Annotated in this window: 18 protein-coding genes; 13 read left to right on the forward strand and 5 right to left on the reverse strand. The window is 44.2% G+C overall.

Translation table 11 applies throughout. The features are described from left to right. Nucleotides 1–28 precede the first annotated feature (28 nt). The 4 genes from FHS57_RS19375 (at nt 29) to FHS57_RS19390 (ending at nt 3,333) form a co-directional block, all read left to right on the forward strand. Entirely contained in the window at nt 29–931 is a 903-nt protein-coding gene (locus FHS57_RS19375; protein WP_183976601.1) for a DUF5777 family beta-barrel protein, read from the forward strand. Between the two features lie 35 nt (nt 932–966). After that, entirely contained in the window at nt 967–1,524 is a 558-nt protein-coding gene (locus FHS57_RS19380; protein ID WP_183976603.1) for a YceI family protein, read from the forward strand. A gap of 99 nt (nt 1,525–1,623) precedes the next feature. Further along, entirely contained in the window at nt 1,624–2,319 is a 696-nt protein-coding gene (locus FHS57_RS19385) for a 3-keto-disaccharide hydrolase (RefSeq protein ID WP_183976605.1), read from the forward strand. A gap of 264 nt (nt 2,320–2,583) precedes the next feature. Then, on the forward strand, nt 2,584–3,333 hold the full coding sequence (locus FHS57_RS19390) for a DeoR/GlpR family DNA-binding transcription regulator (RefSeq protein WP_183976607.1): 750 nt from the start codon (nt 2,584–2,586) through the stop codon (nt 3,331–3,333). 24 nt (nt 3,334–3,357) lie between these two features. Here the strand turns inward: FHS57_RS19390 and FHS57_RS19395 are convergent, their stop codons facing one another. After that, on the reverse strand, nt 3,358–4,650 hold the full coding sequence (locus FHS57_RS19395) for a hemolysin family protein (protein ID WP_183976609.1): 1,293 nt from the start codon (nt 4,648–4,650) through the stop codon (nt 3,358–3,360). 101 nt (nt 4,651–4,751) lie between these two features. On the opposite strand from FHS57_RS19395, the gene FHS57_RS19400 reads away from it, so the two are divergent. Next, complete coding sequence (locus FHS57_RS19400) at nt 4,752–5,441, forward strand: NUDIX hydrolase (RefSeq protein WP_183976611.1); 690 nt, start codon at nt 4,752–4,754, stop codon at nt 5,439–5,441. A 5-nt stretch (nt 5,442–5,446) separates the two neighbouring features. Next, on the forward strand, nt 5,447–8,092 hold the full coding sequence (locus tag FHS57_RS19405; protein ID WP_183976613.1) for a carboxypeptidase-like regulatory domain-containing protein: 2,646 nt from the start codon (nt 5,447–5,449) through the stop codon (nt 8,090–8,092). Nucleotides 8,093–8,098: 6 nt separating this feature from the next. On the opposite strand, the gene FHS57_RS19410 is transcribed toward FHS57_RS19405, so the two are convergent. The 4 genes from FHS57_RS19410 to FHS57_RS19425 form a co-directional block, all read right to left on the reverse strand. Next, a complete protein-coding gene (locus FHS57_RS19410; RefSeq protein ID WP_183976615.1) occupies nt 8,099–9,481 on the reverse strand; it encodes an alpha/beta fold hydrolase in 1,383 nt (460 codons plus the stop codon). Nucleotides 9,482–9,569: 88 nt separating this feature from the next. Continuing rightward, a complete protein-coding gene (locus FHS57_RS19415) occupies nt 9,570–10,337 on the reverse strand; it encodes an MBL fold metallo-hydrolase (RefSeq protein WP_183976617.1) in 768 nt (255 codons plus the stop codon). A 58-nt stretch (nt 10,338–10,395) separates the two neighbouring features. Then, nucleotides 10,396–10,776 carry a response regulator gene (locus FHS57_RS19420; protein WP_028526095.1) on the reverse strand — a complete coding sequence of 127 codons (381 nt, stop codon included), beginning with the start codon at nt 10,774–10,776 and terminating at the stop codon, nt 10,396–10,398. Between the two features lie 226 nt (nt 10,777–11,002). After that, nucleotides 11,003–14,338 (reverse strand): TonB-dependent receptor, encoded by a 3,336-nt coding sequence (locus FHS57_RS19425; RefSeq protein WP_183976619.1) that lies wholly within the window; start codon nt 14,336–14,338, stop codon nt 11,003–11,005. Nucleotides 14,339–14,645: 307 nt separating this feature from the next. Here FHS57_RS19425 and selD point away from each other — a divergent pair, with 307 nt between their 5' ends. The 7 genes from selD (at nt 14,646) to FHS57_RS19460 (ending at nt 21,290) form a co-directional block, all read left to right on the forward strand. Then, nucleotides 14,646–15,710 carry a selenide, water dikinase SelD gene (gene selD, locus FHS57_RS19430; RefSeq protein ID WP_183976621.1) on the forward strand — a complete coding sequence of 355 codons (1,065 nt, stop codon included), beginning with the start codon at nt 14,646–14,648 and terminating at the stop codon, nt 15,708–15,710. Between the two features lie 115 nt (nt 15,711–15,825). Next, nucleotides 15,826–16,026 carry a hypothetical protein gene (locus FHS57_RS19435; RefSeq protein WP_183976623.1) on the forward strand — a complete coding sequence of 67 codons (201 nt, stop codon included), beginning with the start codon at nt 15,826–15,828 and terminating at the stop codon, nt 16,024–16,026. After that, nucleotides 16,008–16,424, forward strand: a complete 417-nt coding sequence (locus tag FHS57_RS19440; protein ID WP_183976625.1) for a type II toxin-antitoxin system VapC family toxin — start codon at nt 16,008–16,010, stop codon at nt 16,422–16,424. Before FHS57_RS19435 ends, FHS57_RS19440 begins: the two co-directional genes overlap by 19 nt. A gap of 69 nt (nt 16,425–16,493) precedes the next feature. Beyond that, entirely contained in the window at nt 16,494–17,165 is a 672-nt protein-coding gene (gene rsmI / locus FHS57_RS19445; protein WP_183976627.1) for a 16S rRNA (cytidine(1402)-2'-O)-methyltransferase, read from the forward strand. Next, the gene (locus tag FHS57_RS19450; RefSeq protein ID WP_183976629.1) at nt 17,134–18,444 is read left to right on the forward strand and encodes a lipoprotein N-acyltransferase Lnb domain-containing protein; all 1,311 of its coding nucleotides are present in this window, start codon (nt 17,134–17,136) and stop codon (nt 18,442–18,444) included. Before rsmI ends, FHS57_RS19450 begins: the two co-directional genes overlap by 32 nt. An 11-nt stretch (nt 18,445–18,455) precedes the next feature. Then, on the forward strand, nt 18,456–19,304 hold the full coding sequence (locus FHS57_RS19455) for an inositol monophosphatase family protein (RefSeq protein WP_183976631.1): 849 nt from the start codon (nt 18,456–18,458) through the stop codon (nt 19,302–19,304). Between the two features lie 234 nt (nt 19,305–19,538). After that, nucleotides 19,539–21,290: an SMP-30/gluconolactonase/LRE family protein gene (locus FHS57_RS19460; protein ID WP_183976632.1), complete on the forward strand. Its 1,752-nt coding sequence runs from the start codon at nt 19,539–19,541 to the stop codon at nt 21,288–21,290.

The following is a 21,290-nucleotide window of genomic DNA, read 5'->3' on the forward strand; positions in this document are numbered from 1 at the left end:
CTTGTAACACATTTGATATTCCCAGATTATGAAAGTAGTTGCTAAAATAGCCCTATTGTGGCTAGTGATAGGTATGGTCAAGGCAAATGCCCAAGATGACTTGACAAAATTGCTGGAGCAAGAAACTCCCAAAACAACCGACTATACCTCTGCGACCTTCAAAGGGACACGGATTATCAATGGGCATTCGGTTGAAACAGTGAAGAAAAATCACCTTGATTTTTTGATTCACCACCGTTTTGACCGCCTCAATTCGGGTGCCTATAATTTGTTTGGACTTGATTATTCTACTGTCCGTTTGGGGTTTGAATACGGTCTGACCGACAACATCATGATTGGAGTTGGGCGTAGCAGTGTCCAAAAAACCTACGATTTCTTTGGGAAAGCCAAGTTGTTGCGGCAGGCAAGTGGAACAAAAAATATCCCCGTGTCTATCACAGGTTTGGTTAGCGCAGTCATCGAAACCCAAGATAAGACGCTTTCTACCCAAGACAAAACCTCGTACTGTACGCAATTGCTGATTGCAAGAAAATTTAATGACAAGCTGTCGCTGCAATTGAACCCAACGTTATTGTACCGCAATCGAGTGGCTACGGCTGCGCAAGAACGCGCGTTGTTTGCCCTTGGTTTTGGGGGACGAATGAAAGTCAGTAAGCGCGTCTCGTTGAATGCCGAATACTATTGGGCTTTCCGCGATCAAGATATTATCAATGACCTTGGCGATAAGTACAATAACTCGTTGGCAATTGGCTTTGACATCGAAACGGGTGGGCACGTTTTCCAGCTCCACTTCACCAATTCATCAGGTATGGTTGAAAAACAATTTATTGGCGATACGGCGGGGAGTTGGGGCAAAGGCGATATTCGCTACGGATTCAATGTGTCGCGTACGTTTAGCTTCGACAAGAGAGCTAAAAGCATGATGAAATAAAAACATACAATCATCTCAAACCTATTTGAATGGCTATGAAAACACGCATCAAACTTTTCTTGGGCTACCTGCTATTTGTGGGTTCGCTGCAAGCACAGGGGATATATCTGACCAATAAGGGAGAAACCACTTTCTTCTCAGAAACCCCCGTCGAGGACATTTCGGCAGTGAATAAGAACAGTGTAAGTATCATCAACACCGCAACGGGGGACGTAGCCGTGCAAATGGTGATGAAGCAGTTTGATTTTCCCAATAAGTTGATGCAGGAGCATTTCAACGAAAACTACATGGATTCGGACAAGTATCCCAAAGCCGTTTTTAAAGGAAAGTTGGTAGAAAAAATTGATTACACGAAAAACGGGACGTACGACGTCTCTGCCACGGGTGATTTAACGATTCATGGAGTGACAAAACCTCGTACCCTCAAGGGAAAACTCACTGTGGCTGAGGGAACAATCTCCATTAGCTCTGAGTTTGACGTTGCCTTGGTAGATCACAATATAGAGGTGCCACAGATGGTTTTTGTGAAAATCGCGCAGGTAATTAAAGTGAAATGTAAGTACAGTATGGCGCCACAAGCTGCTAAAAAATAAAGTAAAATAAGTATAGGTGTCGCACAGATTCCTTTTGATGAGTGGTCTTAACCAAGACTACTCATTTTTTGTTTCTCTTAATTTATCACTTTTAGTATCATGACAAAATTCAAATTCACACTCGTTTTTGCAGCAGCAGCGCTTATTTTGACCTGCGGATTTGTGCAAAAAAAAGGAAAATGGCAAAAGCTTTTCAATGGTAAAGATTTCAGCGGTTGGCACAACTTTAACAAGCAAGGGCAGCCCGTGTCGGATAAATGGAAGGTAGAAGATGGTGCAATGACCCTTACTGCCAGAGGCGGTGGTGATTTAGTAACTGACCAGGAGTTCGAAAATTTTGAGTTGGAAATGGAGTGGAAAATCGCCGAAAAAGGCAATAGCGGCGTGATGTGGGGCGTAGTAGAAGACAAAAAATATTGTTGCCCTTACAGCACAGGGCCAGAAATGCAAGTATTGGACGATGCCAAACACCCAGATTCGTTTGCAGGTAAAAATGGTAACCACAAAGCAGGTTCATTGTATGACATGATTCCACCCGCAGACCTGACGGCCGTGAAGCCCGCAGGAGAGTGGAACAAGGCTAAAATGGTTATTTCAAATGGACAAGGAACATTTTGGTTGAACGGTAAGCAAATGGTGACATTCCCAACCAAAGGAGAAGGATGGGATGCCTTGGTTGCCAATAGTAAATTTAAGACTTGGGAAGGATTTGGAAAATTTGCAAAAGGCAAGATTGCGTTGCAAGATCACGGCGACAAAGTATGGTACCGCAATGTCCGTATTCGTGAACTGTAGATAAAAACACAAACCCAGCTGAAACAGCTGGGTCTGACGTTCCTATCCACATCATTTTAAAACAGATTCTTGTAAAACCTCGCAGCTACACAAACCCCTAAGGTAGCGCGAGGTTTTTTTCATCATAGGTCAAGTTGTGATTGAATCAACACTGCAAAAATATGCAAACTTTTTGTTTTAATGCAACTTTTTTTTGCATTTTTTTGCAAAGAATTTTCAATACTTTGCAAACGATACTTGGATACCTGTCAGACACGTTAACCTATGATTAAAGAAGAACGCCAACGGCTCATTATTGAGAAGCTCAATCGTGACCAAAAAATCAATTTGTTGGAGTTGAGCCAATTGTTGAATGTCTCCTACGATAGCATTCGTCGCGATGTCATTGAGCTAGAAGACAAGGGGCTTTTGAAGAAAGTCCACGGAGGTGCGGTGGCCAATTCGTATTTATCGTTTAAAAATACGCACAATTATAGCGCCGATCAGCAAGAAGTAGTGATGCTGACCCGAAAAGCTCAAAAGCTTTTTTACAATCACCAGACAATACTCATGGATGGTGGGACAACCAATTTTCATATTGCGGAGCAGTTTCCTAAAAATCTGGAAATGACCGTGATTACGAATAGCTTACCCTTGGCCGCGGTATTGAACGAACATCCCAAAATCGAGACCATCTTACTGGGAGGCACTTACCATAAACGCTATCAAATCACGATTGGTAACCAAGTAATGAAGCAACTTGAGCATATTCGGGTGGATTTGTACTTGATGGGTTTTAATGGGCTAGATCCCGAAGTGGGCGTTACGCTACGCCATTATGAAGAGTCGGTCTTAAAACAGAAAATGGCGCAAGCAGCCAAAAAAGTAGCTATTTGCGCCATTACTGAAAAGCTGCATACAGTAGAAACCTATAAGGTATGCGACTTACAAGATATTGATATTTTGATAACAAGTTTAAAGCCTTCTGACGTCACTTTAAATGCGTTTCGACAGCAAGGTATTGAACTCATCTAAAAACATTGCAAAAGTTTGCAGTTGTTAAAGAATACCTTCGTCAGGGGTACGTTGTACAAGAATTTTGTCAATACGACTTTTATCCATGTCGATGATTTCAAAGCGATATTCCTGCCAAGTAAAATGTTCGCCAGTGGCAGGAATATCCTTGATAATGTGCAAGGCAAATCCGCCGAGGGTATTAAACCCAGTCAGTTCTTTGTTGTCTTCGACCACAATATCAAAGTGGTCGAGGAAATCTTCCCAAGGAAGCTGTGCATCCACCAAAAAGCTGCCGTCTTCGCGCTCAACGATGTCGTAGTTAAATTCATTCGTTTCTGACAAATCACCCACCAGAACGTCCATAATGTCGTTGAGGGTGGCAATGCCTTGCATGGCGCCGTATTCATCGACGATGATGCCAAAGTGCACGCGTCGCTCCTTAAATTTTTCTAAAGCTTGGTACGCTTTTATATTTTCGGGAATGTATAAAGTTTCTCTCGCCAACGTCTCCAACCGTCGAAGCTGACCGTCGAGGTCTTCGCCGAGCAAGTCTTTGACATAAATTAAACCAACAATATTGTCGATTCCGTCATTACAAAGGGGATATACCGAATGTTTGGATTCTAAGATTTTTGCCCTATTCACGTCGGGTTCATCGGCGGCATCTAGCCAAGTCACTTCTTGGCGATTGGTCATCAATGAAACAATTTTGCGATCGCCGAGGTGAAATACGTTTTCAACAATTTCTTGCTCGATTTCATCAATGGCACCTCCCGTGGTTCCTTCTTGGATAATTGTTTTAATTTCTTCCTCCGTGATTGCTTGGTTTTGTGGCTTAATGCGCAGCAATTTCATAATCAAATCGCTCGATTTGGCCAACAACCAAATAAACGGGGCCGTAAGGGTCGAAAGCCAATTCATTGGCGTTGCCATAAACTTGGCAATAGCTTCGGGGTTGGCCATCCCGATTCGTTTAGGAACAAGTTCCCCAAGTACCAACGAGAGATAAGTGACAAAAAGGACAACACCCCCAACGGCAATGCTGTGGGCGTAGGGTTTAAGCAACTCAAACTGTTCGATGTACGTTTGAAAATCAGTTGTAATACGTTCGCCACTGAATACCCCGTTGAGGATACCAATGAGCGTGATACCAATCTGTACTGTGGATAAGAAGCGATTGGGAGAGTTGGCAAGTTCAAGCGCGTGCTGGGCTTGACGGTCACCGTTGCGGGCCGCGGTTTCCAATTTCGACTTTCGCGATGAGACAAGCGCGATTTCCGACATGGAGAAAATTCCGTTAATGAGAACGAGTAGAACGATTACAAGTAGTTCCACGAAGGGGGGATGGTTGGTACAATTGCAAAATTATCAAAACTATTTGCTATCCAAAACAATCGCATTTGCTAATTTTGTCAAGTTTTACTTTCCATAGCAGAATGATTATTTTTATCAAAGACCGACCTATCCGAATTTTAAGCGAAAAGGCTGCCCAAAAGCTTCCCGATAGAAGCACTTTTGACAAGGTAGTGGATGCTAACCTAGAGATGTTGAAAGTGGCTAGTTTGCGCGGCCATTTGCTGATTTTAAACGCCACTCCCATCACGGTTGAAAAGTTGTTTCATTTTTTGAACAACTTCGATTTGCCTGATTTACAGTCGGTTTATTTGGTGCCAAAAGATAAAGAGGCCGTTGAAAAGCGCCTCAAAAAGATGTTTACGGTAGTAAAAGCTGCGGGTGGGGTAGTAACCAAAGGCGAGCAGTTTTTGATGATGTTTCGGCGTGGTTGCTGGGATTTGCCCAAAGGAAAATTGGACGAGGACGAAAAGTCCAAAAAAGCCGCTTTGCGTGAGGTAGAAGAAGAAACAGGCGTGAAAGCCGAATTGGTTGAAAAAATTTGTACCACGTGGCATACCTACAGCCAAAATAATCAAAAATACCTCAAACGAACAAAGTGGTACTTGATGCGCAACGTCAATGATAAAAAAATGGCGCCGCAACACGAGGAAGGAATTGAGCAGATTGTATGGATGACCGAAGCGGAAGCGCGTCAAGCCCTTGTCAACTCTTTCAGCTCAATTCGCTACGTGGTGGATTGCTTTCTGGGCCAAGAAGTGGACATGGATTAAAAACGATGTATCCTAAAACGCTACTTATCGCTGTTCTCTTGCTCGTGGCGCTGCCATCGGCTTGGGTGCGGGGGCAGCGTATTTCGGGGACGGTGACCGCGGCAACGACGGGCGAAAAACTGCCTTTTGTGAGCGTATTTTTGAACAATACCTCCATTGCGTCCGAGACAAACTTGGAGGGTTTCTATTTGCTAAAAAATATTCCTGTCGGCACCTACAGTCTCGTCGTTCGTCAAGTCGGGTTCAAACCTTTTACCCAAAGAATTGTCGTTGAAAACAACACGGAGTTAAAACTAGATGTCAGGTTGCTGACAGATGAAAAATTGCTGGAAGAGGTAAAAGTATCTCAGAAAAAAGACAAAGTTTGGGAGCAACAATTTGAGCAATTTGAAAAGCAGTTTTTGGGTGACAAATTAGCTAAAAACCAGTGCCGTATCGTCAATCCGTGGGTACTGGAGTTTAGCGAAGAAAAAAACGTACTCACTGCCAAAGCCAAAGACATACTCGAAATCAACAACCAATGGCTAGGGTATCAGATACGTTATTCGTTGAATGAATTTCGCTACGATGGCGCCCAAGTATTTTTTAGTGGTTTGGCCGAATTTACGTCGTTATATACCAATGAGGCTTCTCAAAAGGCAGATTGGGAACAGCATAGAGCAGAAGCTTACCGTGGTTCGGATGTTCACTTTTTTAAATCATTACAAGGTAAAACTTCTGCCCAAGAAGGCTTTGAGTTTTTTGTCGATAAACCAGGCGAAGACCCGACCAAGCGAACGCCTTTCTTTCACCAAAATCAAGTAAAAAAACTATCAAAAATACAGCTTGATAGTGCCGTGAAAGCGGTGAAAAACATTTACAGTTTGGCCTTGCCTGCGCGCATTGAGGTGCATTACAATGGGAAAGAAGGCGTGTTTTCGATTTACAAAGACAAAGCTTGTCAAGTGGCTTGGATTGAGACCAATGGTCAGCCTTTATTGTTTAACAGTCAGGGTATTATCTTGAATCCACAAGCGTGTTCGGTCTCTGGGTATTTGGCCGAAAACCGTATTTCTACGCTCTTGCCGCTGGATTATACGCCTCCTACAAACGCTACATACAATCCGCCAAAATCTCATATTAGTCTAAGTGAAGCGGCTTATTTTACGACAGACAAGCCTTACTATTTTACCAATGACGTCGTACAAGTAAGCGGTCAAATGCGCTATTCGTCCGAAGAGGGAGCGGATACACTGAGCCAATTGGTGTATATCGAATTGGTACAACCTGCGACTAAAAAGGTGCTTGTACAACAGCGATTATCGCTGGAAAATCGCCACTTTACTGCCCAGTTTTTACTACAGGATTCTTTGATTACACCTGATACGTACCTGCTCCGCACCTATACCAAATGGGGGAAACATCAGTCGGACAGTACTTATTCCTACCGCTGGATTCCCGTGCTGAAAAATGAGGAAATGGCGGTGTACTTGCCCACTGTATCCACGGATTCGATGTCGATAAAAGTGGAGGAGTTACATGATTCCTTGGTTGTTTCACTACCCTCTGAGGGATTTTCTTGGGGCACAATGACCGTTCTTAGGGGAAATGTTGGGGCAAGGCATCCGCTAACGAGCCTCAATGAGCTGGTTGCTTGGCGTAACGGCCCTATTGAACGAGGAATGGTGGTTGCGGGAAAAGTACCAAATTATCGCCCCAATAAACATGAGTCGGTTTTGATGGTATTGCCCAGTGCCAATTTGAGTTTTTTTGCTTCTATCAACTCCAAAGGCCATTTTCAGTTTACAAATTTACCGTTGGAAGGGAAACAACCTGTACTATTGCAAGTAACCAATGCCAAAGGAAAGCCCGCACTTGATGCCACCCTTAGCGTCGATTCGTTGGTTTCGCCCAAGTGGCTGCCCGTACTTTCCTCAAACCAGTGGAAAATTGTGCCGATGTATTACGATGGGCTAGTCAAAGGCATTACCGTGCAGTTGAATGAAGTGCAAGTAAAGGCAAAATTGCCCCCCAAACCCATTACTTCAATGTATAAGGAGGCCGATTATGTACTTCAGGGAAAAGATTTATACGAAAATGCGGTTGGAATGAATATTCTATCCGCGATTCAGGGCCGAGTGCCAGGGCTACGAATTGTAGAATTTCCTGAGGACAACGGACTGACCAAATTGGTCATTACGATGCGCATGGGGGCATCGGCGGGAGGTTTTGTGCGAACAAAACTACCTCAACCGCTGGTACTGGTAGATGGGGTCGGATTTGATAACATTAACCTTATTTCTCAAATACCCGCTTCTCAAGTAGAGCGGGTGGAAGTGGTCAACCGAGCTGAGTCCTTGTTGGGGCTTAGGGGCTATGTAGGGGTTATTTCCATTATTACTAAGCACGCGGGTGCAGGACTTGGAGAAGTAAGCACCAACGAACCCAAAGGATTTCAAAAGTTTATGGTCGATGGGGTGTCTCCGAAATTGACACCAAAGTTGGGGCAGTTAGTTGCGTATTGGAACCCCTCTGTTTTTCCTTCATCGTCGGCAATAACGACCATTAAAGTCCCTAAGCCACCAAAAAATGGGCTGTACAGCATTTATTTTGAAGGGCTCACCTACGGTGGTAAACCAGTGGTGGCTAAAATGCACTACACTGCCCATTAGCTGGGTTTACTGCTGCTGCATCCAGTTGACGGTCATTTCGATAATGGCAGCGTTGAAATTGTGGGAAGCAAAATCTTTGTATTTCCCCTTTTGTTGGAGCTGTTTATATTCTGTAAATGAATTTACCCTTGCCATAAAGTGGTCGGCATTTCTCAGTAATTTGTAAGTACCTTTGTTAGGCAACGACTCATTGACGATTTGGGCAATCTGCTGCGCTGCTTCTGGACTAATCGCTTGGCTGTCGAATTCTCCGTGGATGGCCAAGGTAGGTACATTCGCTTGTGCCCACGTTTGTAGAAGGTTGACGCGGTTTAAATCAGCAAAGTACCCCGCCGAACGTCCCCAAAATGTCCCTCTCCGATAGCCGAGTGGGTTTTCTTTGGAAGTAAGTATGGCTTCAAAATCGGGGACACTGAGCAAATCGGTGGCACTACGGCCTTGTACTAGCCATTCGTACAAGAGTGGTGTCATCATGCGGGCATTGACATCAGAAGGTAAAAGTGATTCTTTGTAGAGCAGGGGTTGCTTGCGAAACACATCAAGCATGTGCTCAAACCAAGGTTTTACTACCGTACCATACACCATCACGCCACGTGGCTTGAGCCGCGCTTTCAGGGCGACAATGGGGACGGCCGTTCCACCGATTGAATGTCCAAAAATAAAAACCTTTGAGCTGTCAACAAAGGGAAGTTTTTGGGTAAAACGAAACGCATTCTGAAAAGCGGCGAGTTCTTCTTGGTAATCCAGTCTTGCACAGTCTTTGGTGCCAGCACTTTCGCCCACACCAGGCTTTTCGACCCGCACCACGGCATAGCCTGCTTTCACCCAGCCATCAACCAATTGTTTGGTAGGAGAGAGGCTATCTTTTGAAAAATCAATGGAACCACAATCAAAATCTTGGATATAAAATACGGCAGGAACTTTGTTGGGGCTGGAGGGGCGGTGCACGATGGTGCGCAAATACCCACGTTGGTACGGAACTTCGTCGTAAAACACTTCGCCTGCGGAGTTTTCGCGGGGGGCAGGTTTGACGATGCCCACGGCACGCGTTTTACGGTTTTTACGGAGATAGGTAATGGAGATGGGGTCGTTTTCTTTGAGCTGTTGTTCGAGGTTATGGAAATCAAAAAGATAGAGCGAGTCTGTTTCGTTGATGGATACCAAAATATCGTCAGGACGGATACCCAACTGTGCGGCTGTTGATTCTGGATGAACGCTTTTTACCCAAATACAATGGGCTTCCTCTATTTTGAGGGCATTAAGGAGAGAATCTGGTGCTTCGACGTAGTCAATTCCTAATGATCCTTTGCGGTGAAGGTGTTGGGCCTGAGCGGTTGATACAAAGGCAATCAACAAGATGAAAATTCCGTGGCTGAGTTTTGCGTACATCTGAATCTAAGATAAAAGTAAAGCAGGAGACACTGCAATTTGGTACAAAATTTACGCCAAAAATTTTGATAGAAAAAATCACTAAAAATTAGTCTTCGAGCTTAATTTTTAGCCCATCGAATCCCAACCTAATGTGAGCGGGTAGTTCTTTTTCTACTTCGGCATGGCGGCCCATTTTATGACTCAGATGGGTAAAATAGGTCACTTTGGGCTTCAAAATTGACACAACATCAATGGCCTGTTGCAAATTAAAATGCGAAATGTGCGTTTCGCGCTGCAAGGCTCCTAAAATCAGAACATCAAGGTTTTGAAGTTTCGCCAGTTCTGCTTCGGGAATATGATTAACGTCGGTTAGATAGGCAAAATTGCCAATGCGGAAGCCAAAAACGGGCAAGCGATGGTGAAGCACGTCGATGGGGGTAAACGTAACGCCCAAGACGTCGAAGGGGGTATTGGTAATTTCGTGGAGCTGAAGTCGCGGAATACCAGGGTAGCGGTAGTCGGCAAATACGTATTCAAACTCGCGTTTTAGCTGTTCTAAGACCTGCAAACGCCCATAGACGGGCATGTCTTTGTTTTGAAGAAAATTAAAGGCACGGACATCGTCTAAGCCCGCGGTATGGTCTTTGTGCTGGTGCGTAAAAATGACGGCATCCAGTTGGGTGATATCTTCACGCAGCATTTGCTGACGGAAGTCGGGGCCTGTGTCGATGACAAAACACTTGCCTTGTGTTTCGACATAGATAGACACCCGTAGGCGTTTGTCGCGGTAGTCCAACGACCGACAAACGTCACAACGACAACCAATCAATGGAATTCCCGAAGATGTCCCTGTCCCAAGGAGCGTAATGACCATTCGTTATAAAATAGTGAGGATGCGCAAAAGCATTTTTACGCATCCCCATCGTTCGTTATTATTCTGCGGCAGTCAGTTCATTTACAATTTCAACGAGGCGGTCAAAATTGAGCGGTTTTACGAGTACATCGTTGAATCCTGCGGTAGTAAAATCTTCTTCAGAGTAGTTTTTAGCATTTCCAGTAATAGCTACCACTGGAAGTTGAGCTTTAGCTTTGTTGGCTAGTCCCCGAATTGCCTTTACACATTCCATACCATCCATGATAGGCATGTTAATGTCGAGCAAAATGATCTCAAAATCTTCTTTATCCAAAATTTGTAGCACTTGCTCGCCATTTTTGACGGCGGTAATTTCAAAGTTTTGGAACTCCAAAATTTTCTTTGCTAGGTTTTGGATTACAGAACTGTCTTCGGCAATAAGTACGCGCTTTTGCGACATGGTAATAGGAAGTTTTTGGTGGTTTAAAGCTTTGCTTGGCAAACATTCAAAGAAATGAGACACTAAGTAAACCGAAAAATTTTAAACTGAAAAATGTAAAATGTAAAAGTTAGCGCTTTTCTTAATCAACTCAATTTTACCTACACCTTTTAAAGGGCGAGGGGAGGGGTAAAAACAAAAAATCCCGCACCTAAGTGCGGGATTTTTTGGTATGAGAGTCAACCGATTAGTTGAAGATATAGCGGATACCGAATTGGCCTTGCCATACGTTGTTGACGTTGATACTCTTTACAAAAGCATCTTTCAACAAGATTGTTTCGCTGTTTACAACTTGCGTTGCCATACGATAAACAGGAACACCTTGCGCGCTTACGCTTGCCATTGTCAATGGGTTTGTACCAGTAGTTGTGTAAGCTACACCCCATTTGTTGTTAAGCAAGTTACCTGCGTTAAGAAGGTCGAAACGGAAACGAAGGATGTTTTTCTTGCCTTTTGAACCGACAGAGATGTTGAAATCTTGTTCAACTGTGAAGTCGAAACGAGTCAACCAAGGTACAGCAGCACCGTTACGTTCTGCATATTGACCACGACGAGTACTCAAGTAAGGGTGGTTGGTGATGTATTCGTCAAAAGCAGCGGCTTGTTGTTCTGGCGTAAATGTTTTACCACCTGAAGTAAGCGATGTGAAAGTCAAATCAGAACCTTTGTTAGGAACGAAGATAAGGTCGTTGTTCTGACCGTCACCGTTGATATCGCTACCAGAAATATAAGATACTTTGAAACCACTGTTTGATACCATACCCAACGTGAACATGGTAGAACCACCCAATTTGCCACCGTAGTTGATACGGTAGTTCAAATAACCTACGATACGGTGACGAAGGTCGTTATCAGACCATGATGGCGTCAAGTAGTTTTGACCTGCTACCGTTGGAATGTTAGCCAATACCGTACTTGCTACTGACTGAATGTCTTTGGCTACTGCATAGGTGTAACCCAACATACCACTGAATCCTTGCGTTGCTGTTTTTTCCAACTTACCTGTCAATGAGTAAGAATATCCTTCTTTCGTATTCGTCAAAATGAAGGCGTTGGTGTTAGCAGCGTTGATAAAACGAGCTGGGTTCACTGCTGCACCTGACAAACCTGATGCAGGGAAACGACCGCGGGTATCTGGGCCAGTAAATGTTGTGCTTGAGCCTTTCAAGTTGGCGTCGATGTAGCGAAGAGCCTGTACGTTTTTGTTGTAAATACCTTCTACGGTAGCAATCAAACCGAAAGGAAGTTTTTGGTCAATCGCCAAGTTGGTTTTCCAGATAACTGGGTTTTTCAAACCATCTACCGAAGCGTTGATTACGTATGCAGGTAATTTGGTAATGTCAGTCGTAGCAGGTCTGTAACGGCTAGGGTCAGTTGTGAACGGATAAGCCGTAGTGTTAGTGAAGTTAAGAACGGCAGTGTTTACCCCGTTGTTACCCAATTGGTTAGATACCAATACTTGTGGAATACGAGATACAAAAATACCTGTTCCTCCGCGTACCTGTGTGGTTCTGTCTCCTTTTACATCGTAGTTAAATCCAAGACGTGGAGAAACCAACAATTTGTTGCTTGGGAAAGCGCCTGTGCTTACTTTAAGGTCTTTACCATTTTCGTCTTTGTAGGTCAAACCTGCCACAACTGGGTTGTTAAAGTCTTTGGCCAAGTCATCGTTGTAGTCAAACAAATCGAAACGAACACCACCAGTCAATTTGAATTTGTCACTTACTTGGAATTCATCTTGGAGATAAGCAGCATACGTTGATTGCTTCAATGTTTGCAATGGCTCAGCTCCGTCTGGCAAGAGTGAATAGCGGTAGTTGAAACGTGCTACTGGTACTGGTGAAGTGGCCAAGTTTGGATTGGCTTTATAGGCCAACGCTGCCGTTTTGAAATCTGCGATTGAGTTAAATACCCATACCCCGTTTGATGCAGGGAAGAACACGTTGTTTGATGTAAAGTGTTCGTACGAAAGACCTAAAGTGATGGTGTGCTTCCCAGCGAAGTAGCTCAAGTTGTTGGTAAAGTTCAACGTTGAGTAGTTCAACTTGTTGTTAGGCGTAAATGGATCAAAACCTGTTGAAGTATAAGTACTACCGTCTTTTAAGATGTCAATCGTTGGGAAAATGTCATTTTTATACTGACGATCTTCGATTTGCTTGTTGTAGGTAGCGATGAAGTTGTTGGCAAATTTACCACCAAAGTTAGAGTTCAATTCGGCTACAAACGAACGAGTGTTATCAGCGATTAAGTAACCCGTATTTTCTGGTGAAAGTGCCAAGTTTGAGTTAGTACGGTTACCGTTACCTGCGGTGTTACTACTGTTACTGTTACTGATGATTGAACCCGACTGTGAGTTGTGGTGTGAATAGCGAACCGACAATTTGTGGTTGTTATTGATGTTGTAATCAAGACGAACAAGGCCTTTTTTACTTGTTACATCGTTGTTGAAGTTATCAATCGCACCTGACTCGTAGTTGAAGTTGGTCTTCATGAAGTTCGCAATGTCATTCAAATCATCTGCTGTCACGCGTGATACGTTACCTGTAGCACCTGAGCGGTTAGCTACCCAGTTGAGGGCAGGCGTAGAACTTACGAAGTTCTCAAAGTTGGCAAAGATAAAAAGTTTGTCTTTGATGATAGGCGCACCAATACGGAAACCAAAAGTCTTTTCGTTAAGGTTTACCGTTGGAAGCGACTGTCCGTCTGCTTTTTTACCAACTAGGCTGCTACCTCTTGTCAAATAGTAGGCAGAACCTGTTACTTCGTTTGTTCCAGAGCGAGTTACGGCGTTGATACCCGCACCTGCAAAACCTGACTGACGAACGTCGAAAGGAGCGATGTTGATTTGAACTTGCTCAATCGCGTCCAAAGAAACGGCGGTTGTTCCTGTACGGCCACCAGCTTGTGAAGAAGAACCCAAACCGAACCCGTTGTTGAACACCGAACCGTCGATGGTAAAGTTGTTCAAACGGCTATCTTGACCACCAAATGAGCGGCCGTTGCTGTAAGCATTGTATTTTGTAATATCATCGATGGTACGACCGATGGTTGGCAAGCTGTTAACGGCATTCAAACCCAACGTAGTGGCAGCACCCGTACGGCCCGATGAGAAAATGTCCGAACGACCGCTTGTTACTACTACTTCTTGAAGTTCTTTTCCGTCTTCAACCAAGCTGAAGTTTGCATCGGCAGCGGCTCCTAAGTTGGCGTAGATATCGTCTTTAGATTGCTCTTTGAAACCGACAAATGTAACAACAACTTTATAAGGACCACCTACACGAACCGAAGGAAGAACAAAACGTCCTTTGTCGTTGGTAACAGTTCCGTATTTAGAACCAGATGGTGTGTGGATAGCCACGACAGTAGCACCAGGCAACTCAGAGCCTTTCGTGTCTTTGACAACACCTCTGATTGAAGAGGCCGTCACCTGTGCGTTGGCGGAAGATAAACCCATAAAAACAGCGGCAATGACTGCGAAAAGTCCAATTACTGCTTTGCTCTTTCGTAGAAGTTGAAAGTTCATACAATTTGGGAAGTTGGTTAGAATTATGATTTGGTTTTTAATTGCTGATAAGCAATGAAATGCGGTGCAAAGAAACAAGAAAATTGATTGACAAACAAAAGCCAATTCTTAATAAAATACCAAGTTAACATTGGGAACTGCTTGATTTATTGGAATAAACCAATTTTTTATCACAAAATTTCAAAAAAAGTAGGTTAAAAAATTGTTACCTTCAACTTATTTCTAAACCTATTTGGTTGAACATACAACAGTGTCACGTAAAAAATGTTTACTTGCACTTCTTTTAGACCGAAGATTTGAATCACTGATGACAACTGACTTAAAATCGTACAAGTTGACCCAATACAGCCACGGAGCGGGCTGTGGCTGTAAAATATCCCCTAAAGTGCTGGATGTAATTTTAAGTCAACAGTCCACAGTTGGCAGTCCAAAGCTTTCCAGCGACAAGGCTCAATCGCTCCTTGTCGGAAATGACTCTCGGGATGACGCTGCCGTGATGGATTTAGGAAATGGGGAAGCGATTATTAGTACCACCGATTTTTTTATGCCCATCGTTGATGACGCCTTTGATTTTGGTCGAATTGCTTCGGCGAATGCTATTTCGGATGTCTATGCCATGGGTGGAATGCCGCTTTTGGCCATTGCTATTTTGGGTTGGCCTATTGATAAACTCCCGCCTGAAGTGGCGGCGCAGGTAATAGAAGGAAGTCGGTCGATTTGTGCGGAAGCAGGTATTCCGTTGGCTGGCGGGCATAGTATTGATAGCCCTGAGCCCATTTTTGGTTTGGCCGTGACGGGTAAAGTCGCCATTCCCAACCTCAAAAAGAACGATACCGCCACTGAGGGCTGCTTGTTGTATTTGACCAAAAAACTTGGCGTGGGTATTCTGACAACGGCGCAGAAAAAAGGGATTCTCAAGGACGAACACGCCGATATTGCACCTCAGCAAATGATGCAACTCAACCAAATCGGGGCAGTATTGGGTACGTTACCCTACGTGACCGCCTTGACGGATGTAACGGGTTTTGGGTTGCTAGGGCATTTGATTGAAATGGCCGAAGGAAGTGGGCTGAGTGCTGAAATTGATTTTGAAAAAGTACCCAAATTGCCTTTTATAGAAGATTATTTGGCCCAAAAGTCGTTTCCAGGTGGGACAGTTAGGAATTGGGATAGCTACGGTCATAAAATAGGGGAGGTGTCAGAATTGCAAAAGTTCATTTTGGCAGATCCTCAAACCAGTGGTGGATTGCTCATTGCGGTAGAACCAGATGCCCAAGAGGAATTTGAGGCATTGATGGAAGAACGTGGCTTTGAACTACAAACCTTTGGAAAACTGGTAGAAAAACGTGAAAAAGTTGTTTATGTGAAATAAAACGCAAGGTTCTTTGTTGGGATTAGTAACTACCCAGTTGCAAAAAGGGGATGTGAGAGATGCGTCTAAATGATAAGTTTGTAAATTTGCCAAGAACATTAAATTTAAGCTGAAAATGACAACCAAAGCAATAAGTGTTAACAAGCTGTCAACGTCAAGAAAAACAGCTAAGACTATAGATGATGGTACTGTTGAAATGGGGGCTATTCAGGAGAGTATGAAGCCTTCTGATCTTTTCAGGGGAGTTTGGAGGAAAAATAAAAAAAGACTTTCGGCGAATGAAGTACGTAATGAGGCATGGCAAAGAAACAAGTAAAAAATGTCATTATAGACACAAATATTATTTTTGAACTACTTGCGGAAAACCCTCTCTTTTTAGATGAAATAGATATTATTGGCCATGAATTTCTTTTTGTTTCTTCTGTAAGCGTTTTAGAAACTTATTACGGTATGCGCAAAAACGAAGAACGGCAAACAAAAGAATTGTTTAAAAGTCTCAATCGTATCTACATTGATAAAGAAATAGGAAAAAAAGCGGAAGAAATTATGTTTCAATATCGAGGAAAGAGACCCCAACTGCCCGATTGTTTGATTGCGGCGACTTGCCTTGTATTCAATCTTGAACTTTATACTCTCAATCTGAAAGACTTCGATTATATCAAGGGGCTTAAACTTTATAAGCCTAAAAAGTATTTTCAACATTCCCCTTTTTGAGACGTGTTATTGTTCTTGAGACCTAGGTCTCGGAGCTACACATAGTCTTCCAACTGTAAACAATCAACTGTGAATCCGAAATTATATCTTGTACCTACGCCCATTGGCAACCTAGAAGACATTACCCTACGCGCCATTAATGTCCTCAAAAGCGTGGATGTGGTATTGGCAGAAGACACCCGTACATCTGGAAATCTGCTCAAACACCTCGGGATTTCAAAACCCATGCAGAGCTACCATATTCATAACGAACACCAAACTGTTCAAAAAATCATCGCTCGAATCTTGAAAGGAGAAAGCATGGCCTTGGTGTCGGATGCGGGAACGCCTGCGGTATCAGATCCAGGGTTTTTGTTGGTACGCGAATGCCTCAAAAACGGCATTGAAATTGAGTGTCTCCCTGGCCCGACGGCTTTTGTACCTGCCTTGGTCAATTCGGGACTGCCTTCTGACCGATTTACGTTTGAGGGTTTTTTACCCCACAAAAAAGGCCGACAAACGCGCTTGACCGAACTCAAAGAAGAAGAACGAACGATGATTTTCTACGAATCACCGCATCGCCTTTTGAAATCGTTGGAACAATTTGCGGAGTATTTTGGGGGCGACCGTCAGGCGTCGGTTTCGAGAGAATTGACAAAAATGTTTGAAGAAACCGTTCGAGGAACATTAACCGAAATTATTGCTTACTTTACCGAAAAAACAATCAAAGGTGAAATCGTTATTGTCGTATCAGGGAAATAGGAGTTTCCAGTTTCCTGTTTCCAGTTTGGGGTTTGCTGTTTCGGAGTTACTATTTCTGTCATATCGACGAAGGAGGTATCTAACTCCATCCGTTTTTTCACTGTTCGCTGTTTGCTGCCTGCTGACCGCTTCAACCCTCTCCGCTCAAACCCTTACCAAAGAGGCCAAAATCAGCTTGGTGACCATTGCTCCTGGAAACAGCGTATTTGAGGGAAGTGGTTTTGGACACAGTTCCTTGTGGGTTTCGGACCCAGCCAATGGTATCAACAAAAATTACAATTACGGTACCTTCACTTTTCAAACGGGCAACTTTTTACTGAAGTTTGTGCAAGGGACGTTGCCGTACACCATTTCGGTAATTCCGATGGAATACGTAGTGCCGCATTACGAAGCTGAGCGACGGGACATGACCGAACAAGTGCTGAACCTTTCGCAAATGCAAAAACAGCGTCTGTACGACTTTCTCGAAAATAATGCCTTACCCCAAAACCGCGAATACCAATACCGTTTCTTTTTTGACAACTGTTCTACTCGTTTGCGGGATGCACTCACGGCGGCTTGTGGCGATAGTTTGGTGTATTATAACAAGCCTATCGAAGGAGAGGCCAAAAGTTTTCGGGAATGGATGAACGACTATTTGGTGGAAAAACCTTGGGAGCGATTTTTGATGAATTTGGCCTTAGGACTTCCTTCGGATGATGTCGCTACGCCAATGCAAGAAATGTATTTGCCGTACAATTTGATGCACCATTTTGACAAAGCCAAAGTCGGAGGTAAGCCGCTCGTAAGTGCAACGCAGCCTTTGGTAGTGACCAACTTCTCGCACATGGCACAACGGTCGCAACCGTGGTATCTTAGTCCGCTATTTTTGTTGATTTTGTTAGTGTTAGGCACCATTTGGCATACCCGCCGACAGCAACAACAGGTAAAAATCGGCTATACCTTTGATAAAATACTCTTCACGGTTGTTGGACTCATGGGATGGGTTTTGTTTGGACTAGCCACCGCCACCAACCACGGTGTCACGGCTTGGAATCCGCACATTCTCTGGATGTTACCGCTTCATTTACCTTTGGCTTTTTTCTTTGCTAGCGTTCAACAAGGGGGCTGGGTGCTAAAATACCTACAAATTACTTTTGGGCTGGTGGGGCTTTATTTACTCATCGTAGCAGTGGGGAGCGTCATCAAAGGCTCATTTGTCGGGATGCCTGTAGAGGCATGGTTACTCATTTTCTGCCTTGTGCATCGGTTGTTCTTTTTACTTAAAACAAAGCGTTAAAATCATTGTACATGAATCTCGAAAACATCACGTTACAAACCATAGAAATTGTCCGCCAAGCGGGAGGATTTATCAAACAAGAAGCGGCCAAATTTGACCGCTCACAAACCGAATACAAAGCTGCTAACAACCTCGTTTCGTACGTTGACAAAGAAACCGAAAAAATGTTGGTTGCAGGTTTGCGCCAAATTTTACCAGAAGCAGGTTTCATTACGGAAGAAGGTACGGCGGGCGAAGAATCAAACCTGAATGAGTTGTATTGGGTCATTGACCCTTTGGACGGAACTGCCAATTTTATCCACGGCCTACCTGTTTATTGCGTAAGTGTGGGGCTGGTTCAAAATAGCATTCCAATCGCTGGTGTGATTTATCATTTAGGGACAGAAGAGCTTTTTTATGGCTGGCAAGGCGGTGGTGCGTGGAGTTTGAGCCTTCGGTATATGTTGGGTGGATTACCGTTGGACGAATCATTTTTACAAAATGCCAATCGCCTGAAAGTGTCGGCGGCGTCAACGCTTGGAGATAGCCTTTTAGCGACAGGTTTCCCTTATTATAAATTTGAAAAGCAAGACCGTTACCTCAAAATTTTGGAAACACTCATGCAGCGCTGCCACGGTTTGCGACGCATGGGAGCTGCTGCCATCGACTTGGCGTATGTGGCGGCGGGTCGTTTTGAGGCTTTTTATGAATATAATCTCAATTCGTGGGATATGGCGGCGGGAGCACTCCTTATTTTAGAAGCAGGTGGGCAAATTACCGACTTTTCAGGTGGCCAGAATTGGTTGTTTGGAGGTGACGTAATTGCGGGCTGCGCTGCCCAAACCGAATTACTTGAGGTGATTCAAGAACATTGGGGATAATTCCTGAACGGCGTGTTAGCTAAGTTTGTTAAAAGTTTTACCCGCTGATTAGCGCAGATTGAGAAGCGCAAATAACCGCAGATGTAATTTCTTTTTCAGCGAACATCTGCGTTTGTATTAATCTGCGGACTTCTGTAGGCGAAATAATGAAATTATTTGCTTAACAATGTGTTGAATTACAGGTAATTGTTGTTTAAAAAAGGCTTTCATGGGTAACTCACAAACGTTGCCAACATGAAAGCCTTTTTGATAGTTAGTCTCTTTCTCGTAAGCTTTTCGCTTTACTCCCAAGTGCCTGAAGAGTATCCCGTTCATCCCGATGCAAAAGTCAAAGAGGGAGTGCCGAAAGGGGAAATTCTTAAATTTACGTTCGAAAATTCAAAATTCTTCCCAGGTACTTGGCGGGAGTATTGGGTGTATGTTCCTGCCCAATACACGCCTTCGCAACCTGCTTGTCTGTATGTCAACCAAGATGGGATTCAGTGGCAGGCGCCTACGGTTTTTGATAACCTTATTCACCAAAAAGCAATGCCTGTTACCATTGGGGTGTTTGTGATGCACGGGCGCGTCAAAGCCGAACAGCCAGAGAAAGCCTTAGATCGTTTTAATCGTAGTTTTGAATACGACGGCCTCGGCGATACCTACGCTCGTTTTTTACTGGAAGAACTTCTGCCCGAGGTAGAAACTAAAAAAACGTCGGATGGAAGAGCTATTCGACTGTCGAAAAACGGCAATGACCGCGCCATCGGTGGGTCGAGTAGTGGAGCCGTGTGTGCGTTTACGGCGGCATGGGAACGCCCCGATGCCTTCAGTCGGGTTTTTAGCGCAATTGGTACGTATGTGGGCTTGCGTGGAGCCGACCGTTATGCGACGCTGGTTCGAAAATACGAACCCAAACCGTTACGCATCTTTTTGCAAGACGGCACCAACGATTTGAATATCTACGCGGGTGATTGGTGGATGGCCAATCAGACGATGGAGCGGGCATTGATTTTTTCGGGTTATGAAGTGCAGCACGTGTGGGGCGAAGGAGCGCACAATGGCAAGCATGGTACGGCTATTTTTGCGGATGCCATGCGTTTTTTATGGAAAGGCTGGCCTCAAAAGCCCAACATTGGTTCAACCAAGAACCCCATGCTCAACGATATTTTACTACCCAATGAAGACTGGCAATTGGTAGGCGAAGGTTATAAATTTGCCGAAGGCCCCGCCGTGAATGCCAAAGGTGAGGTGTTTTTTGCGGATGGCGATGCCGCCACGTTTTGGAAAGTGGGTACTAACAACCAAGTGGGGGTATTTGCCAAAAATACGGGAAACTCTTACGGGTTAGCTTTCAGTCCCGACGGGAAGATGTATTCTTCTACCCTAACAACCAAAGTAATCAATGCGTACGATGCGGGGGGAAAACGTACAAAAATCACCGAAGGGTTTGCAGGAAATGATTTGGTAGTAGCCAGCAACGGAAATATTTACGTCACAAGCCCGTCGTCTGACCCAAAAGTGCCAAGTAAAGTGTGGTTGGTGCGTCCAAATGGGCAAAAATTGGTGGTGGACGAGGGACTAAAATTTCCGAATGGAATTACCCTATCGCCCGACCAAACGCTGCTGTATGTGTCTGATACGCGTTCTCATTGGGTATATAGCTATTCGATTTTATCGGATGGTACGTTGGCCAACAAACAAAAATACTACTGGTTACACGCGCCCGACACCGCCGATGACGCAGGGGCAGATGGGATGAAAACCGACCGAGATGGCCGCCTATACGTGGCGACCCGTTTGGGTATTCAAGTGTGCGACCAAGCGGGGCGGGTGAATGCCATCATTCCGACTCCCAACGGCGACGTGTCTAATCTTTGTTTTGGGGGCGAAAATTTCGATGTCTTGTACGCTACTTGTGGCGATAAAGTGTATAAACGCAAAGTGAAAGTAAAAGGGGCGACAGCTTGGGGAACACCAAACAAACCCGCCCCGCCGAGGCTTTAA

Origin of the sequence: Runella defluvii, from assembly GCF_014195535.1 — a bacterium.
Taxonomy (GTDB): Bacteria; Bacteroidota; Bacteroidia; order Cytophagales; family Spirosomataceae; genus Runella; species Runella defluvii.

What these genes read in the sequence shown, in the direction of transcription:
- FHS57_RS19375 (WP_183976601.1), top strand. Translation starts at nt 29, where the DNA reads ATGAAAGTAGTTGCTAAAATAGCCCTATTGTGGCTAGTGATAGGTATG.
- FHS57_RS19380 (WP_183976603.1), top strand. Translation starts at nt 967, where the DNA reads ATGAAAACACGCATCAAACTTTTCTTGGGCTACCTGCTATTTGTGGGT.
- FHS57_RS19385 (WP_183976605.1), top strand. Translation starts at nt 1,624, where the DNA reads ATGACAAAATTCAAATTCACACTCGTTTTTGCAGCAGCAGCGCTTATT.
- FHS57_RS19390 (WP_183976607.1), top strand. Translation starts at nt 2,584, where the DNA reads ATGATTAAAGAAGAACGCCAACGGCTCATTATTGAGAAGCTCAATCGT.
- FHS57_RS19400 (WP_183976611.1), top strand. Translation starts at nt 4,752, where the DNA reads ATGATTATTTTTATCAAAGACCGACCTATCCGAATTTTAAGCGAAAAG.
- FHS57_RS19405 (WP_183976613.1), top strand. Translation starts at nt 5,447, where the DNA reads ATGTATCCTAAAACGCTACTTATCGCTGTTCTCTTGCTCGTGGCGCTG.
- FHS57_RS19410 (WP_183976615.1), bottom strand. Translation starts at nt 9,481, where the DNA reads ATGTACGCAAAACTCAGCCACGGAATTTTCATCTTGTTGATTGCCTTT.
- FHS57_RS19415 (WP_183976617.1), bottom strand. Translation starts at nt 10,337, where the DNA reads ATGGTCATTACGCTCCTTGGGACAGGGACATCTTCGGGAATTCCATTG.
- FHS57_RS19420 (WP_028526095.1), bottom strand. Translation starts at nt 10,776, where the DNA reads ATGTCGCAAAAGCGCGTACTTATTGCCGAAGACAGTTCTGTAATCCAA.
- FHS57_RS19425 (WP_183976619.1), bottom strand. Translation starts at nt 14,338, where the DNA reads ATGAACTTTCAACTTCTACGAAAGAGCAAAGCAGTAATTGGACTTTTC.
- selD (WP_183976621.1), top strand. Translation starts at nt 14,646, where the DNA reads ATGACAACTGACTTAAAATCGTACAAGTTGACCCAATACAGCCACGGA.
- FHS57_RS19435 (WP_183976623.1), top strand. Translation starts at nt 15,826, where the DNA reads ATGACAACCAAAGCAATAAGTGTTAACAAGCTGTCAACGTCAAGAAAA.
- FHS57_RS19440 (WP_183976625.1), top strand. Translation starts at nt 16,008, where the DNA reads ATGGCAAAGAAACAAGTAAAAAATGTCATTATAGACACAAATATTATT.
- FHS57_RS19455 (WP_183976631.1), top strand. Translation starts at nt 18,456, where the DNA reads ATGAATCTCGAAAACATCACGTTACAAACCATAGAAATTGTCCGCCAA.
- FHS57_RS19460 (WP_183976632.1), top strand. Translation starts at nt 19,539, where the DNA reads ATGAAAGCCTTTTTGATAGTTAGTCTCTTTCTCGTAAGCTTTTCGCTT.